Source organism: Campylobacter concisus, assembly GCF_002913045.1.
Classification (GTDB): domain Bacteria; phylum Campylobacterota; class Campylobacteria; order Campylobacterales; family Campylobacteraceae; genus Campylobacter_A; species Campylobacter_A concisus_AP.
On the sequence record NZ_PPAF01000035.1, the window covers coordinates 33,153 to 50,500 of the forward strand.

General features: G+C 36.6%; 12 protein-coding genes and 1 tRNA gene. All 13 read left to right on the forward strand.

The window, feature by feature from the left end; all coding sequences use genetic code 11:
- The first annotated feature begins 90 nt into the window (after window positions 1-90).
- The 13 genes from rpoB to CYP43_RS04205 all read left to right on the forward strand — a co-directional run bounded on the left by rpoB (window position 91) and on the right by CYP43_RS04205 (window position 17,322).
- Window positions 91-4,236 carry a DNA-directed RNA polymerase subunit beta gene (rpoB, locus tag CYP43_RS04140; protein ID WP_103582594.1) on the forward strand — a complete coding sequence of 1,382 codons (4,146 nt, stop codon included), beginning with the start codon at window positions 91-93 and terminating at the stop codon, window positions 4,234-4,236.
- On the forward strand, window positions 4,223-8,737 hold the full coding sequence (gene rpoC / locus CYP43_RS04145; RefSeq protein WP_021091033.1) for a DNA-directed RNA polymerase subunit beta': 4,515 nt from the start codon (window positions 4,223-4,225) through the stop codon (window positions 8,735-8,737). The genes rpoB and rpoC overlap by 14 nt, the downstream gene beginning before the upstream one ends.
- Window positions 8,738-8,858: 121 nt before the next feature.
- The gene (locus CYP43_RS04150) at window positions 8,859-9,248 is read left to right on the forward strand and encodes a DoxX family protein (RefSeq protein WP_084040682.1); all 390 of its coding nucleotides are present in this window, start codon (window positions 8,859-8,861) and stop codon (window positions 9,246-9,248) included.
- 146 nt (window positions 9,249-9,394) lie between these two features.
- Window positions 9,395-9,793 carry a 30S ribosomal protein S12 gene (rpsL, locus tag CYP43_RS04155; RefSeq protein ID WP_021090705.1) on the forward strand — a complete coding sequence of 133 codons (399 nt, stop codon included), beginning with the start codon at window positions 9,395-9,397 and terminating at the stop codon, window positions 9,791-9,793.
- 78 nt (window positions 9,794-9,871) lie between these two features.
- A complete protein-coding gene (gene rpsG / locus CYP43_RS04160) occupies window positions 9,872-10,342 on the forward strand; it encodes a 30S ribosomal protein S7 (protein WP_021090980.1) in 471 nt (156 codons plus the stop codon).
- Window positions 10,343-10,354: 12 nt separating this feature from the next.
- Window positions 10,355-12,433: an elongation factor G gene (gene fusA, locus CYP43_RS04165; RefSeq protein WP_103582595.1), complete on the forward strand. Its 2,079-nt coding sequence runs from the start codon at window positions 10,355-10,357 to the stop codon at window positions 12,431-12,433.
- Window positions 12,434-12,511: 78 nt separating this feature from the next.
- Window positions 12,512-12,588: transfer RNA gene (locus CYP43_RS04170), tRNA-Arg, on the forward strand.
- A 405-nt stretch (window positions 12,589-12,993) separates the two neighbouring features.
- Entirely contained in the window at window positions 12,994-13,371 is a 378-nt protein-coding gene (locus tag CYP43_RS04180) for a rhodanese-like domain-containing protein (RefSeq protein WP_103580606.1), read from the forward strand.
- A gap of 150 nt (window positions 13,372-13,521) precedes the next feature.
- On the forward strand, window positions 13,522-13,956 hold the full coding sequence (locus tag CYP43_RS04185; RefSeq protein ID WP_021090517.1) for a Dps family protein: 435 nt from the start codon (window positions 13,522-13,524) through the stop codon (window positions 13,954-13,956).
- Window positions 13,957-14,038: 82 nt separating this feature from the next.
- Window positions 14,039-14,626: a hydrogenase-4 component G gene (locus tag CYP43_RS04190; protein WP_103582597.1), complete on the forward strand. Its 588-nt coding sequence runs from the start codon at window positions 14,039-14,041 to the stop codon at window positions 14,624-14,626.
- Window positions 14,627-14,759: 133 nt separating this feature from the next.
- Window positions 14,760-15,197 (forward strand): hypothetical protein, encoded by a 438-nt coding sequence (locus CYP43_RS04195; RefSeq protein ID WP_103582598.1) that lies wholly within the window; start codon window positions 14,760-14,762, stop codon window positions 15,195-15,197.
- A 260-nt stretch (window positions 15,198-15,457) separates the two neighbouring features.
- A complete protein-coding gene (locus tag CYP43_RS04200) occupies window positions 15,458-16,672 on the forward strand; it encodes an OprD family outer membrane porin (protein WP_103582599.1) in 1,215 nt (404 codons plus the stop codon).
- 92 nt (window positions 16,673-16,764) lie between these two features.
- Complete coding sequence (locus CYP43_RS04205) at window positions 16,765-17,322, forward strand: c-type cytochrome (RefSeq protein ID WP_084040670.1); 558 nt, start codon at window positions 16,765-16,767, stop codon at window positions 17,320-17,322.
- Window positions 17,323-17,348: the final 26 nt, after the last annotated feature.

Genomic DNA, 17,348 nt, shown 5'->3' on the forward strand with positions numbered 1-17,348 from the left:
AGAGAGGGCATAGGCTCTCTCTTTTTTAAATTTTAGATGCCTTGTTAAAAGGCTATACTTTTCTTTCAAAATTACCACGAGGTAGATGCAATGTTAAATAGCTTATACTCAGGAAATCGTCTTAGGGTTGACTTCTCTAATGTCGTTAAGGAGATAGACGTTCCGAACCTACTACAACTACAAAAAAAGAGCTTTGATAATTTTTTAAATCTAAATAACAATCAAACAGAAAGCGGTATAGAAAAAGTTTTCAAATCAATCTTTCCAATACATGATCCGCAAAATCGTTTGACTTTAGAATATGTTGGCTCAGAAATTGGAAGACCAAAATATACAATTAGAGAGTGTATAGAAAGAGGTCTTACATACTCTGTAAATTTAAAGATGAAAATACGTCTTATCGTTCATGAGAAAGATGATAAGACAGGTGATAAAGTTGGTGTTAAAGATATAAAAGAACAAGAAATTTTTATACGCGAAATTCCACTAATGACTGATAGAATTTCATTTATTATAAATGGTGTTGAGCGCGTTGTTGTTAATCAACTCCATAGAAGTCCAGGTGTTATTTTTAAACAAGAAGAGAGTGCGACTGTTGCAAATAAATTAATTTATACAGCTCAAATAATACCTGATCGTGGCTCTTGGCTACATTTCGAATATGACACAAAAGATATTTTATATGTTAGGATAAATAAACGTAGAAAAGTGCCAGTAACTATATTATTTAGGGCGCTTGGATATAAAAAACAAGACATTATTAAGTTGTTTTATCCAATACAAAATTTAATTATTAAAAATAACAAATTCTTAACTCTTTTTAATCCTGAAGATTATTTGGGAAGAGTTGAATATGATATAAAAAACGAAGATGGAGAAATTCTTCACCAAGCAGGCAAACGTCTAACTAAGAAAAAAGCTGATAAGTTAATTGAAGATGGCGTAAAATTTGTTGAATACCCAGTTGAAGCACTTATTGGTAGATATTTGGCAAATCCTGTAATAAATACAGAGAGTGGAGAAATTTTATATGATACACTATCTGCTCTTGACGAGAATAAACTTGCAAAAATTTTAGCTGAGCATGAAAGTATTGAGATTATAAATAACTCTGCTGCTGGTGTTGATGATGCAATTATAAATTCTTTCATAGCTGATAACGATATGCTTAAGGTTTTAAAACAAACTGAGGGTGTGGATGATGAAAATGATCTTGCGGCTATTAGAATTTATAAGGTTATGAGACCAGGAGAGCCGGTTGTAAAAGAGGCTGCAAAGAGTTTTGTAAATGATATGTTATTTAATCCTGAGAGGTACGATTTAACAAAAGTTGGTCGTATGAAAATGAATCATAAGCTCTCTCTTGATGTGCCAGAATACGTTACTTTACTAACAAGTGAAGATATCATAAAAACTGCAAAATATCTTATAAAAGTTAAAAATGGACAAGGTCACATTGATGACCGCGACCATCTTGGTAACCGCCGTATAAGGTCAATCGGTGAGCTACTTGCTAGCGAACTTCACCTCGGTTTTGTAAAGATGCAAAAGGCTATCCGCGATAAATTTACAAGCTTAAGCAATAATACTGAAGAGATTATGCCATACGACCTCATTAATCCAAAAATGATTACTGCTACGATTATGGAATTTTTTACAGGCGGTCAGCTAAGCCAGTTTATGGATCAGACAAACCCACTTAGTGAAGTTACTCACAAGCGCCGTCTATCTGCACTTGGTGAGGGTGGCTTAGTAAAAGAGCGTGCTGGATTTGAGGTGCGTGACGTTCACCCAACTCATTACGGTAGAATTTGTCCAGTTGAGACTCCAGAAGGTCAAAATATTGGTCTTATCAATACGCTTTCAACCTATGCAAAAGTGAATGATCTTGGCTTTGTTGAAGCGCCTTACAAAAAAGTTATAGATGGCAAAGTGACTGATGATATAGTTTACTTGACCGCAACTCAAGAAGAGGGCAATGTTATAGCTCCGGCATCAACCAAACTTGATGAAAATGGACACATCGTTGAGGACTTGATTGAGGTTAGAAAAGATGGTGAGATGATGCTTGCCCGTAGAGAAGATGTTACTTTGATCGACCTTTGTTCTGGTATGATAGCTGGTGTTGCAGCTTCACTTATTCCATTCCTAGAGCATGATGATGCTAACCGTGCTCTCATGGGCTCAAACATGCAACGTCAGGCAGTCCCACTACTTCGCTCAACTGCTCCTATTGTTGGAACAGGTATGGAGAGCGTTATCGCAAGAGATGCATGGGAAAGTGTAAAAGCAAGACGTAGTGGTGTGGTTGAAAAGGTTGATAATAAAAATATATTTATTTTAGGCGAAGACGAAGCTGGTCCATATATCGATCACTACTCTTTGGAGAAAAATTTAAGAACAAACCAAAATACGACTTTTTCTCAACATCCGACAGTTAAAAAAGGTGATGAGATCGTTGCTGGTCAAATAATCGCTGACGGCCCAAGCATGGAAAAAGGCGAGCTAGCTATCGGTAAAAATGCACTAATTGCATTTATGCCTTGGAATGGCTACAACTACGAGGACGCGATCGTCATTAGCGAAAAAATGATACGTGAAGATGCTTTTACAAGTGTCCATATCTATGAAAAAGAGATCGAGGCTCGTGAGTTAAAAGACGGGGTTGAGGAGATAACAAAAGATATACCAAACGTCAAAGAAGAGGAGCTTATGCACCTTGATGAGAGTGGTATTGTCAAAATTGGTACAGAGATCAAGCCTGGCATGATCCTTGTTGGTAAAGTATCTCCAAAAGGCGAGGTTAAGCCAACTCCAGAAGAAAGATTGCTACGTGCGATCTTTGGTGAAAAGGCTGGCCACGTGGTAAATAAATCGCTTTACGCTTCAGCTTCGATGGAAGGCGTGGTTGTTGATGTTAAAATTTTCACCAAAAAAGGTTATGAAAAAGATAGCAGAACAAATAAAGCTTACGAAGAGGAGAAGACTCTTTTAGAAAAAGAACATCATGATAGACTACTTATGCTAGACCGCGAAGAGATGTTAAAAGTTACAGCACTTCTTTCTAAAAATCCACTAGCAAGTGATCAAGAGGTAAATAAAAAAGAGTATAAGAAAGGCTCAAAGATCAATAAGGCTGATCTTGAAAATATAAATAGATTTACTCTAAATGCTATCGTTAAAAGCTTTTCAAAAGATATCCAAAAGAAATATGATGAGCTAAAAAATTACTTCCAAAATGAGAAGAAAAAGCTCAAAGAAGAGCACGATGCTAAGATAGAAATTTTAGAAAAAGATGACATTTTACCAAGTGGCGTTGTAAAACTTGTAAAAGTTTATATAGCTACAAAACGCAAACTAAAAGTTGGCGATAAAATGGCTGGACGTCACGGTAATAAAGGTATCGTTTCAAATATAGTTAGAGAAGTCGATATGCCGTATCTTCCAAGCGGTCAGATTGTAGACATCGTGCTAAACCCACTTGGTGTTCCAAGCCGTATGAACATCGGTCAAATTTTAGAGAGCCACCTTGGTCTTGTTGGCTATCGCTTAGGTGAGCAGATCAATGAAATTTTTGAAACTAAAAAAGGCGAGTGGATAAAAGAGCTAAGAGCTAAGATGATAGAGATAGCAGGTGTTGCTAAGCTAATGGACGCTAAAAAAGCTCTTGGTAAGATGAGCGATGAGAAGCTTCTTGAATATGCAAAAGATTGGAGTAATGGCGTAAGATTTGCAACTCCGATTTTTGAAGGCGTTAAAGCTGACGAATTTGCAAAACTATTTGAGATGGCAAAGATAGATAGCGACGGCAAAACTGAACTATATGACGGACGCACAGGCTCAAAGATAAGAGAACGTGTTAATGTTGGTTGTATGTATATGCTAAAACTTCACCACTTGGTTGATGAGAAAGTTCACGCAAGAAGTACTGGACCATATAGCCTTGTTACACAACAACCAGTCGGAGGTAAGGCGCTATTTGGTGGTCAAAGGTTTGGTGAGATGGAGGTTTGGGCACTTGAGGCTTACGGTGCTGCTCATACACTAAGAGAGATGTTAACTGTAAAATCAGACGATGTTGAGGGAAGACTTTCTGCTTACAAAGCTTTAACAAGAGGTGAAAACGTTCCTGAGACTGGTATCCCTGAGACGTTCTTTGTTCTAACAAACGAGCTAAAATCACTAGCTCTTGATGTAGAAGTATATGATGAGGATGAGACAAATGAAACTAACTAATTTAAAACCAGTTGAGATAAAAGAAGAGCATAGACCTCGTGATTTTGAAGCTTTTCAACTTCGTTTAGCAAGTCCTGAGAAGATAAAATCTTGGAGTTATGGCGAGGTTAAAAAGCCAGAAACCATCAACTACCGCACGCTAAAACCTGAGCGTGACGGCTTATTTTGTGCCAAAATTTTTGGACCGATCCGTGACTACGAGTGCCTTTGTGGCAAATATAAAAAGATGCGTTATAAAGGCATCAAGTGCGAAAAATGCGGTGTTGAAGTAACGACATCTAAGGTTCGCCGCTCTCGTATGGGTCACATCGAGCTTGTAACTCCAGTGGCTCACATCTGGTATGTAAATTTCTTACCAAGCCGTATTGGTGCGCTTCTTGGTATTAAGATGAAAGACCTTGAGCGCGTACTTTACTATGAGGCATACATTGTTGATAATGCTGGCGAGGCTTATTACGACAATGAAAATTCTAAAAAAGTTGAAAAATACGACGTTTTAAATGAAGAACAATATCAAAGCCTAGCTTCAAGATATGAAGAGACTGGTTTTACGGCTAGAATGGGTGGCGAGGTCATCTATGATATGCTAGCTGAGCTTGATTTGATGGAAATTTTAAATCAGCTAAAAGAAGAGATGGAGTCTACAAATTCTGAGGCTAAGAAAAAGACTATCGTAAAACGCCTAAAAGTTATCGAGAGCTTTTTAAATTCAGGTAACCGCCCAGAGTGGATGATGATAACAAATTTACCAGTTCTTCCACCTGATCTTAGACCGCTAGTCAGCCTTGATGGTGGTAAATTTGCTGTTTCAGACGTAAACGACCTATATCGCCGTGTAATAAACAGAAATAGCCGTCTAAAACGTCTACTTGAGCTTGATGCGCCTGAGATTATTATCAGAAACGAAAAGAGAATGCTTCAAGAGGCTGTTGATGCGCTATTTGACAATGGCCGCAGAGCAAATGCAGTAAAAGGTGCAAACAAGCGCCCGCTAAAATCACTAAGCGAGATCATCAAAGGTAAGCAAGGTCGCTTCCGTCAGAATTTGCTAGGTAAGCGTGTTGACTTCTCTGGACGTTCTGTTATCGTCGTTGGTCCAAAGCTAAAGATGGATCAGTGTGGTCTTCCAAAGAAAATGGCTCTAGAACTATTTAAACCACATTTGCTTGCTCGCCTTGAAGAAAAAGGCTATGCAACAACTGTTAAGCAAGCTAAAAAGATGATAGAAGATAAGACAAATGAGGTTTGGGAGTGCCTAGAAGAGGTCGTTAAAGACTATCCAGTTATGCTAAACCGTGCTCCAACACTTCACAAGCTTTCTATCCAAGCGTTTCACCCAGTGCTTGTTGAAGGCAAGGCGATTCAGCTTCACCCACTAGTTTGTGCGGCGTTCAACGCAGATTTTGACGGTGACCAAATGGCTGTTCATGTGCCACTATCACAAGAGGCTATCGCTGAGTGCAAAATTTTAATGCTTAGCTCAATGAACATCTTGCTTCCTGCAAGCGGTAAGGCTATTACAGTTCCTTCACAAGATATGGTTTTGGGAATTTATTATTTAAGCTTAGAGAGAAACGACGAAAAAGGTGCAAATAAAATTTTCTCAAGTGTTGATGAAGTAATGATTGCTGAAGAGGCTAATACTCTTGGTCTTCACGCTAAAATCAAGACTATGGTTGATAATAAGATCATCTTTACGACGGCTGGTCGCTTGATTTTAAGAGCCATACTTCCTGATTTTGTTCCTGAAAATATGTGGAATAAGATCATGAAGAAAAAAGATATTGCAAATTTGGTTGATTATGTTTATAGAAATGGCGGTCTTGAAGTAACGGCTGACTTCCTTGATAAGCTTAAAAATTTAGGCTTTAGATATGCGACAAAAGCAGGAATTTCTATTTCTATCGCAGATATCATCGTGCCAGATAGCAAGCAAAAATATATTGACGAAGCTAAGAAAAAAGTTCGCGAAATTCAAAAGCAATACGGCGCTGGTCTTTTAACAGATAGTGAGAGATACAACAAGATCATTGATATCTGGACAGATACAAACAACAGCGTTGCAAGCGAGATGATGAAGCTTATCCAAAATGATAAAGGTGGATTTAACTCAATTTACATGATGGCAGACTCGGGTGCGAGAGGTAGTGCAGCGCAGATTCGCCAGCTAGCTGGTATGCGTGGTCTTATGGCAAAACCTGACGGCTCGATCATTGAAACACCGATCATTTCAAACTTCCGTGAGGGTCTAAACATAATGGAGTACTTTAACTCAACCCACGGAGCTAGAAAAGGTCTTGCGGATACCGCGCTAAAAACAGCTAACGCCGGTTATTTAACAAGAAAGCTAATCGACGTAGCTCAAAACGTTAAGGTCACAATGCATGACTGCGGTACGCACGAGGGTGTTGAGATCACAGATATTACAGAGAGTGGTGAACTAATAGAGAGCCTTGAAGAAAGAGTATTGGGCCGTGTTTTAGCAGATGATGTGATCGATCCTATAACTAATGAAATTTTATTTAGCGAAGGCACATTACTTGATGAAGAAAAAGCTAGAGCTATAACCGAGGCTGGCATAAAATCAGTGAGCATTAGAACGCCTATCACGTGCAAGGCACCAAAAGGCGTTTGCGCAAAATGCTACGGCTTAAATTTGGGTGAAGGCAAACTTGTAAAACCAGGCGAAGCAGTTGGTATCATTTCAGCTCAATCTATCGGTGAGCCAGGTACACAGCTAACACTAAGAACATTCCACATAGGTGGTACGGCTTCTACTGAGCAACAAGATCGTCAGGTAATCGCTCAAAAAGAAGGTTTTATTAGATATTACAACCTTAATACTTATGATAACGGTGATAAGAAGATCGTTGCAAATAGAAGAAGTGCAGCTGTGCTGCTTGTTGAGCCAAAGATTAAATCAACGATTGACGGTAAAATAGAGATCGAATATGCCCACGAAGATGTAAATATCGTGATAAAAGGTAAAAAAGAAGAGGTTAAATATACAATTAGAAGAAATGATCTTGCTAAACCAAATGAATTAGCTGGTGTTAGCGGAAAGATCGAAGGAAAGATGTATATACCTTATGTAAGTGGCGATAAGGTAAAAGAGAATGAAAGTATCGTTGAGATCATAAAAGAGGGTTGGAATATCCCAAATCGTATCCCATACGCTAGTGAACTTAAAATTTCAGACGGAGATCCTGTAACTCGTAAAATTTTAGCCGACGCAAATGGTGTGGTTAAATTTTTCATATTAAAAGGTGATTATCTTGATAGGGTTAAAGATATCAAAAAAGGTCACAAAGTAACTGAAAAAGGTTTCTTTGTAGTTGTTTCTGATAAAGATGGACGTGAGGCGGTTCGCCATTATATCCCAAGAAATTCTATCATTCAAGTTTCTGATAATGATGCAGTTGAGAGAGCGACAGTAGTCTCATTGCCTGAAAAAGATGACAAGTTGATTATTGCTGAGTGGGATCCATACTCAACTCCAACTATTGCTGAAGAAGCCGGTGTGGTTAGTTTTGAGGATATTGAGCCAGGATATAGTGCGACTGAGCAAGCAGATGAAGCGACTGGACAAAGACGTCTTGTTATCAATGAGTATTTGCCAAGCGGTGTAAAACCTGCGATTATTATCGCTACTAAAAAAGGAAATTTAATTAAGTATCCGCTTGATCCAAAAACTGCGATCTTTGTCTCAAGTGGCGATGAAGTAGCTCAAGCTGATATTTTGGCTAAGACTCCAAAAGCTGTTGCTAAGTCAAAAGATATTACCGGTGGTCTTCCAAGAGTTAGTGAGCTATTTGAAGCAAGACGTCCTAAAAATACAGCTATCGTTGCAGAGATTGATGGTGTGGTTAGATTTGATAAGCCACTTCGCTCAAAAGAGCGCATAATCATCCAAGCTGAAGATGGCACAACTGCTGAGTATTTGATCGAGAAAAGTCGTCAGATTCAAGTAAGAGATGGGGAATTTGTCCACGCTGGCGAGAAACTAACTGATGGGCTAATCTCAAGCCACGATATTTTAAGAATTCTTGGCGAAAAAGCGCTTCATTATTATTTGATTAGCGAGATTCAACAAGTTTATCGTCGCCAAGGTGTTGCGATCGCAGATAAACATATCGAGATCATCGTCTCTCAAATGCTTCGCCAGGTTAAAATCGTTGATAGTGGAAATACAAATTTCATAGTTGGCGATATGGTCTCAAGAAATAAATTTAAAGAAGAGAATGAGCGCATCATGAACATGGGTGGTGAGCCAGCTATTGCTGAGCCGATTCTTCTTGGTGTTACAAGAGCGGCTATCGGAAGTGATAGTGTGATCTCTGCTGCATCGTTCCAAGAGACAACTAAGGTTTTAACAGAAGCATCGATTGCTGCTAAATTTGACTATCTTGAAGATCTAAAAGAGAACGTTATCCTCGGACGTATGATCCCAGTTGGAACTGGTTTTTATAAAGATAAAAAAGTAAAAATCAAAGAAAACTAATACTTCAAGCCCCTATTTTTGGGGCTTAACTACTTTATAAAATTAAATCAATTAAAAATTTATAAGCTATTAACTATCACCTAATAAAATCCTTATCTTTAAATCACATCATGGAGAATTTATGAAAAACGTTGATCTTGGACTTTTATTTATACGTTTAGGACTTGGTATCTGCCTTTTTATGCATGGTTTTGGTAAAATTTTACATGGACTTAGTGGAGTAAAAGGTATATTAGTAAATGCTGGATTACCTGGATTTTTGGCATATTTTTCTTACCTTGGAGAGCTCTTAGCACCCATCATGTTAATTATTGGTTTTTATTCAAGAGTAGGCGCTATCCTAGTTTTAGGTACTAGTATTACTATTTTATACTCGTACTATGGATTTGCAAATTTATTTGCATTAAATGAGGTTAATGGCTTTAAATCGGAACTTATCTATCTTTATATTGCTATTTCACTTTGTATTCTTTTGATAGGTAGTGGCAAATATGCTATCAAACAAGACTAATACAAAATAAAGACAGCAGAGTTTTATAAAATCAAGAATTTATAAAATCAAGAATTAGATGAGTAAGTCTAACTTATTAACCGTTATTTAAGTTTATTTTAAATAAAATTAGGTCTTTTTAATAAATTTAGTTGAAAGGAATTATTGTGCCAACCATAAATCAATTGGTCAGAAAAGAACGCAAGAAAGTGACTGTTAAGTCAAAATCTCCAGCGTTAAAAGAGTGCCCTCAAAGAAGAGGAGTTTGCACTAGGGTTTATACTACAACTCCTAAAAAACCAAACTCAGCTTTGAGGAAAGTTGCCAAAGTCAGGCTAACAAGCGGTTTTGAAGTCATCAGCTATATCGGTGGTGAAGGTCACAACCTACAAGAACACAGTATCGTTTTAGTTCGCGGCGGTAGGGTTAAAGACTTACCAGGTGTTAAATATCACATCGTTCGTGGTGCACTTGATACTGCTGGTGTTGCAAAAAGAACAGTTTCTCGTTCTAAATATGGTGCGAAACGCCCTAAAGCTGGCGCTGCAGCTGCAACAAAAAAGTAAAAATTTAGGTTCGCAGACGTTGCTAAAATTTGCAAACGTTTGAGTAAAATTTCATAAAAATTTGAAGGAAAGATCAAAATGAGAAGAAGAAAAGCCCCTGTAAGGGAAGTCTTACCTGATCCGATTTACGGAAATAAAATAATCACTAAATTTATTAATTCTCTTATGTATGATGGCAAAAAAAGCGTCGCTACTGAGATAATGTATGGTGCTATTAAAGCCATAGAAAAGAAAAATGCTGAGGTTAAAGGCATTGACGTTTTTAACGATGCTATTGAAAATGTAAAACCTATTTTAGAAGTTAAATCACGCCGTGTTGGTGGTGCTACTTATCAAGTACCAGTTGAGGTTCGCCCAGCTCGCCAACAAGCTCTTGCTATTCGCTGGCTTATAACTTACGCTAGAAAGAGAAGCGAAAGAACTATGATAGATAAACTAGCGAATGAGCTCTTAGATGCGGCAAACTCAAAAGGTGCATCTTTCAAGAAGAAGGAAGATACTTACAAGATGGCAGAGGCTAATAAAGCATTTGCTCACTACCGCTGGTAAGAAAGAATTAGTATGGCAGAGAGAAAAACGCCTTTACATAAGGTAAGAAATATTGGTATTGCGGCTCATATTGATGCTGGAAAGACAACTACTAGTGAGAGAATTTTATTTTTTACTGGTATGAGCCATAAAATAGGCGAGGTTCATGATGGTGCTGCTACCATGGACTGGATGGAACAAGAAAAAGAGCGTGGTATTACTATTACTTCGGCTGCAACTACGGCATTTTGGAAGGGTTATCAAATAAACCTAATTGACACTCCGGGACACGTTGACTTTACTATCGAAGTTGAGCGTTCTATGCGTGTTCTTGACGGTGCTGTTTCAGTATTTTGTTCTGTTGGCGGTGTTCAACCACAATCAGAAACTGTTTGGAGACAAGCAAATAAATATCATGTGCCAAGAATCGTTTTTGTTAATAAAATGGATAGAATTGGTGCAAATTTCTTTAGAGTTGAAGAGCAGATTAGGGAAAGACTAAAAGCAAACCCTATTCCTATTCAAATTCCTATAGGTGCCGAAGATAACTTTAGAGGTGTGGTTGACCTTGTAAGAATGAAAGCTTACGTTTGGAATGATGAGAAAAAGCCAACTGACTATGTTGAAGAAGAAATTCCAGCTGAAGTTAAAGATAAAGCAGAGGAATACCGTGCAAAACTAATCGAAGCAGTTTCAGAGACGGATGATAGCTTGATGGAGAAATTTTTTGCTGGTGAAGAGCTAAGTGAAGAAGAGATCAAAAAAGGCATAAAAGCAGGGTGCTTGAGAATGACTATCACGCCTATGCTTTGTGGAACCGCGTTTAAAAACAAGGGTATTCAACCTCTACTTGATGCTGTTGTTGATTACTTGCCAGCTCCAGATGAAATTGAAGCTATTAAAGGCGTATATGAAGATGGTACTGAAGTAACTGTTGAAAGCACTGATAATGGGGAATTTGCAGCTCTTGCATTTAAGATTATGACTGACCCATTTGTTGGACAGCTAACATTTATTCGTGTTTATAGAGGAAGCTTGGAAAGTGGTAGCTATGCTTATAATACTGTTCAAGATAGTAAAGAGAGAATCGGTCGCTTGCTAAAAATGCACTCAAATAAACGTGAAGAGATTACTGAGCTTTTCGCTGGTGAGATCGGCGCTGTTGTTGGTCTAAAAAATACTCTAACAGGTGATACTCTAGCTAGTGAAAAAGATAAAGTTATTCTTGAAAGAATGGACTTTCCAGAGCCAGTTATTAGTGTTGCGGTTGAGCCAAAAACAAAAGCAGACCAGGAAAAAATGGCAATAGCGCTTCAAAAACTAGCTCAAGAAGATCCAAGTTTTAGAGTTAGCACAGACGAAGAGAGCGGTCAAACTATTATTAGTGGTATGGGTGAGCTTCACCTTGAGATCATTGTTGATCGTATGCTTCGTGAATTTAAAGTTGATGCTGAAGTTGGTCAACCACAAGTTGCTTATCGCGAAACTATTCGTAAGACAGTTGAGCAGGAATATAAGTATGCTAAACAATCAGGCGGTCGTGGTCAATATGGTCACGTATTTTTACGTATTGAGCCGCTCCCAGCTGCTAGTGGATTTGAGTTTGTCAATGATATCAAAGGTGGTGTTGTTCCAAAAGAATATATCCCAGCTGTTGAAAAAGGTTGTAAAGAGGCACTTCAAAGTGGTATTCTTGCTGGTTATCCAGTCGAAGATGTTAAAGTTACACTATTTGATGGTAGCTACCATGAAGTTGACTCATCTGAAATGGCATTTAAGCTTGCTGCTTCAATGGGCTTTAAGGAAGGTGCTAGAAAGGCAGGTGCTGTTATTCTTGAGCCTATGATGAAGGTTGAAGTTGAAACTCCAGAAGAGTATATGGGTGATGTTATAGGCGATCTTAATAAACGCCGTGGCCAAGTAAATTCAATGGATGATAGAAATGGTGTGAAGATCATTGCAGCTTATTGTCCATTAGCTCAAATGTTTGGCTATTCAACAGATCTTCGCTCAATGACTCAAGGTCGTGCAACTTATTCAATGGAATTTGATCACTACGAAGAAGTTCCTAAAAACGTAAGTGATGAAATCATTAAAAAGAGAAATGGCTAATTAACCAAAGAAGGGCAGAGTAATCTGTCCTTTAAAAATTATTTATTCTGATAAAATCTATCTACAAAAATATGAATTGTCCTCATAGCTCAGCTGGATAGAGCGTAGAATTCCTAATTCTAAGGCCACAGGTTCGAACCCTGTTGGGGACACCATCATACAATCGCCTTTGTAAAATACAAAGTACTCAAACAAGTGTTTTTTTAAATATACTAAAACGTATAATAAGATATAGCAATTTATAAAAAATATTCTTATGCTGATAGCAAATAGAGTAAAAGAAAAAAATACAAAGAATGGACTTTATAAAAAAGATTATAAGTTATATGCAAACAAGATCACTAAAATCAAAGAAAAATTTTATAAAAAGCTAATGGTAAATGACTATATTTTTTGTCATTCTAGTTGGTTTATCTATAGATGCTTTCGTAATCGATTTAGCTTTTTATCAACATGTTATATTATTAATTTTTATCCAAACTAATAAATTTTATCAACAAAAATTTTTATATATTTAATAATCCGTGCTAACATTTCAAAAATTTATTTAAGGAGAGTAGATGAAAAAAATTTTACTTTTAGGAGCTGTTTGTTGTATGTTGTCAGCTGATGTTAAAACTGTTAATATAAGCCCAGATGAGATCAAAAAATATGATCAAATTATCGATATAAGAACTCCATCTGAGTGGCAAGAGACTGGCGTTATCGCAGGTGCAAAGACTATAACTTTTAATCCAAACGATAAGAGTGCATTTTTAGAGGAGCTTTCAAAGGCAGTTGATGTCAAAAAACCTATTGCTCTTGTTTGTAGAAGTGGCAGAAGAAGTACAGCAGCAGCCGCAGCGATAGATAGCTCGGATCTTAAGATAATAAATTTAGATGGAGGTATGAGTAGCTTGATCGAGCAAGGCTATAAAACTACGCCTTATAAAAAATAGACAAATTTTGTAATCCTACATTTGACTATAAGATAAATTTATTTTGTAGTCAAATTTTATATCAAATAATAAAATTTATTATTTGATTAACCACCGATTAACTCTAGCTATATATAATTTCATCATATTTATAATAAAGAAGGAAACAAAATGTCAAAAGTTATTTTACAATTAAATGTTATTCAGGCTGATGCAAATGCACTTTATATTAAATTTCACGATCTTCACTGGAATGTAAAAGGTATTCAATTTTTTAGCGTTCATGAATACACAGAAAAAGCTTATGAAGATATGAGTGAGATATTTGATGATGCAGCTGAGAGAGCTCTTATGCTTGGTGGCAGACCTATCGTCAAGGCTGAAGAGCTAGCAAAAGTTACTCACATAAAACACGAGCCAAAAGAAATTTACACTCCAACTGAGGTTTTAGAGATTGTCTTGGCTGATTATAAACACCTTTTGGGCGAGTTTAAAAAGCTTGACGAGCTTGCAGAAGGCGATACAACAACTCAAATGTATGCACAAGATCAAATCGCAAAATTTGAAAAAGCCATCTGGATGCTAAACGCAACACTTAGCAAATAACTACTAGCGGGAGTTTTCCCGCTCTATCTAAATAAATTTTACTTTTTGGCGATATTGATTTTATAAAATTTAAGGAGCCAAAATGAAAATTTTTCAAATCGCAAACTCATATAATAGTTCAAGTATAAAAGAAAATATAAAATCAGAAATTTCACTTCATAAAGATGAAAAGGATATCTCTAAAAAAGAGTCTGAAATTACAAATTTAACAGCCAAAGACATTTCAAATAGCTATTTTTTCCAGTATCAAAAAGAGATCGTTAAAAGTAGTAGTTCAAATTTATTAGCTCAAGGTGGCTTAAGCTTTAATGCGCCTAAAAATTTATCAGAAATTTTATCAGGCCTTGATCTTGCAAATATCGGCTATAATGGTAAATCTTTAAACGAGCTAACTAGTGACGAGGCAAATGATCTTATTAGTGAGAATGGATTTTTTGGTATCGCAAATACGGCTGAGAGGATAGCTAGCTTTGTGCTAAATGGTGCAGGTGATGATGTGAAAAAACTAAAAGCTGGTAGAGAGGGCGTGGCAAAGGGTTTTGAGGATGCGAAGAAAATTTGGGGAGGCGAGCTTCCTGAAATTTCACAAAAGACTATTGAAAAGACCCTTGAGACACTTGATAAAAAGATCGCCGAGCTTGGCGGTAACGTTTTAAATGTTTCAGCTTAACTATTTTAGGCAGGCTCGCCTAAGATAAATTTGTATGATTGTGTATATAAATTTAGATACGAGCCTTTAATTTCCCGCAAAATTTATTTAATCTTAAAAGTTATACTTCGCCGTTTTACACTAAGGAGAAGAGATGAAAGCTAAAATTTTACTTACACTGACAGCTGCTATCATGTTTTTGGGTTGCTCATTTTTTGAGGACAACCCGCCAGTACGAAAACAGCCAAGACAGGTCATGCAAAATACACCAGCAAAAAGCTCGATCAAAGGTTTTATAAAAGAGGTTACATATAAAGATTCAAAATACTGCTATGAAATAGTGGCGAGCGATACAAAAAACCACAAACTCAATAAAGCAAATTTTTGTGCAAATAGATACTATTATGATAAAGGCGACTTAGTCTATGCGACCTTTTATGCAGATAAACTTATAGATATGCTTCTTATAAAAGAGGGTGGCTCTAGTGGCTTATATAATGGTATAAAAAAGCCACAAAATGAAGTGATTATTAAAAGAAAAAATGTAAAAACAAATATCGAAGTGCCAAAAGAGGAAAAAATTTCTTTTTAATTACCGTTGATTTACTGCTTGCTTATATAATTTCAACAGCAATCAAAACTAGAACTCCTTTTAAGGGGCAAGCAACGGCCCCTTTTTATTTTACTCCACTTTTTAAGATACTTTTTAAGGGCCAAATTATCAAAATATACTTTTTTAGTTAAAATCAGTAAACGATTGGTAACAAAAATTAAAAATTTTATGATTTTTTAAGCTTTAAATTAAAATTTATAGATTATAATCATTGTCACAAAACCTTAAAAGGAGAAAAAATGAGACTAACAAAAATTAGTTTAGCCACTTTGGTTGCTTTAGGTGCATTTTCAAGTGTAGCAAGTGCTACCCCACTTGAAGAAGCTATAAAAAATGTAGATCTTTCAGGATTTGCAAGATATAGATATACAAATACTCACAATAAAGATACAGAGCAAAGTGATGTTACAAAAAAAAGCAAAGCTAATCATCAATTTAGAATGGTTACAAACTTTAAAGCCGCTATTGATGATAACTTCTTTGGAGTTATTGGTTTAAGATACAACTCTGCTGATGGTTCAGGTGACAACGCAGGTACGGGTACAGACAAAACAGATACAACTACAAGTTTCAATGTTCATCAGTTTTACCTAGGCTACAACGTAGGTGGTACTACTATCACAGCTGGTAAACAAGCTATTGGTTCATACTTTACTGATGATGCAGTTGGTACAGGTGTAAGAGTAGTAAATAAAGATATCGAGGGTCTTACACTTACAGCTTTAGCATTTGATGCACTAGAAGGCAGTGATTGGTATAATGGTGAGTTATATGAAACGGCAACGGGTAGTTTTGGAACTTATGATGTTGGCAACTTGTATGCAGCTGGTATCGCTGGCTCATATGATCCTATAAACTTCCAGCTATGGTATGCTAGCTTAACAAATTTGGCTGATCTGCTTGCGGCTGATGTTTCAGCAAATTTTGCTATTACTAATGATATTTCTTTAGGTGCAAGACTTAACTATGTAAACAGTACAGTTGATGCTAGTGCAAAAAACATAGGATATAATGATGGCAATTTCTATGCTGGCGAACTTTCAACTTCACTATTTGGTCTCGATCTAGCTGGTGGTTATATCGGTTGGAAATCTCAAGATAAAGCTATTTCAGCATTCTCATTTGAAGACCAAGGTGACCTAATAGATGTTGGCGAAGATGTATTTGACTGGACACATGCAGAAGGCAAAGGTAACTTCTTCTATGCAACAAGTGCATATGCATTTGATAAATTTACAGTTGGCTTGGATTATGTAAAAGGCAATATAAAAACTGCAGGAGCAAATAATCAAGATGTAAAAGAGAAAATAGAAGAATTTGTTCCAAGATTTGCTTATCAATACAGCAAAAAGTTGAAATTTAGCTCATTCTACTCTTTCCAAACACATAAATTTGCTAATGATGAGAAAAAGAAAGAAGATAAATTCAGATTTGAGGCTAAATACTCATTCTAATCGTAGCTCATTAATCAACTTATGATATAATCCCGGGTCGGAGCAATCTGATCCGGGATTTTTAAATTTAGAGCAAAATTTCAAGGAAAATTATGAAAAGTATTAAAATTTCTTTTTTGGCGTGTTTTTTGGTGGCAAATGCCTTTGCAGCTTCACAAGTCTACTATATAGAAGCTCGTGGTGAGTTTGGTAAAGAACTTGCTGAAATGGCAAAAAAGCAGGCTAATGATAGAAATGAAAAAGTAAATGTCTATGTTGATGAAGATCCAAGACGTTATAAAGATAATAGAATTTTAAAATTAGGCGTTGATAGAAAGGGCAGATATAGTGTTTCTTTGGGTAAGGAGCTTTATGAAAAGCAATGTGCTAGCTGTCATGGCGAGAATGCTGATAAAAGGCCATTTGGTTCAACGCCTCTAAAAAATATAGATGCTAAGGATATTGAAGATAGCATCATCTCTTATAGAAGTGACTCAAGTTTCGGTGGAAGCGGTAAAAATGTAATGCAAAACCAAGCTAAAATTCTTTCAAATAATGACCTTGGTGCGATTCTTGCCTATCTAAAAGGCAAAGATGCATTTGCTGAACAAGACGCAAATGAAAACAAACCAGTCTCTACTCAAACAAAGCAAGGTAGTTATTTAAGATAATTTTCACTTTGATAGCTTTGTCATAA

Excerpts from the sequence above, each read along its gene's own strand:
- CYP43_RS04180 (WP_103580606.1), top strand. The coding sequence starts at position 12,994 with ATGAAAAAAATTTTACTTTTAGGAGCTGTTTGTTGTATGTTGTCAGCT.
- CYP43_RS04190 (WP_103582597.1), top strand. The coding sequence starts at position 14,039 with ATGAAAATTTTTCAAATCGCAAACTCATATAATAGTTCAAGTATAAAA.
- CYP43_RS04205 (WP_084040670.1), top strand. The coding sequence starts at position 16,765 with ATGAAAAGTATTAAAATTTCTTTTTTGGCGTGTTTTTTGGTGGCAAAT.
- CYP43_RS04200 (WP_103582599.1), top strand. The coding sequence starts at position 15,458 with ATGAGACTAACAAAAATTAGTTTAGCCACTTTGGTTGCTTTAGGTGCA.
- rpoC (WP_021091033.1), top strand. The coding sequence starts at position 4,223 with ATGAAACTAACTAATTTAAAACCAGTTGAGATAAAAGAAGAGCATAGA.
- CYP43_RS04185 (WP_021090517.1), top strand. The coding sequence starts at position 13,522 with ATGTCAAAAGTTATTTTACAATTAAATGTTATTCAGGCTGATGCAAAT.
- rpoB (WP_103582594.1), top strand. The coding sequence starts at position 91 with ATGTTAAATAGCTTATACTCAGGAAATCGTCTTAGGGTTGACTTCTCT.
- CYP43_RS04195 (WP_103582598.1), top strand. The coding sequence starts at position 14,760 with ATGAAAGCTAAAATTTTACTTACACTGACAGCTGCTATCATGTTTTTG.
- CYP43_RS04150 (WP_084040682.1), top strand. The coding sequence starts at position 8,859 with ATGAAAAACGTTGATCTTGGACTTTTATTTATACGTTTAGGACTTGGT.
- rpsG (WP_021090980.1), top strand. The coding sequence starts at position 9,872 with ATGAGAAGAAGAAAAGCCCCTGTAAGGGAAGTCTTACCTGATCCGATT.
- fusA (WP_103582595.1), top strand. The coding sequence starts at position 10,355 with ATGGCAGAGAGAAAAACGCCTTTACATAAGGTAAGAAATATTGGTATT.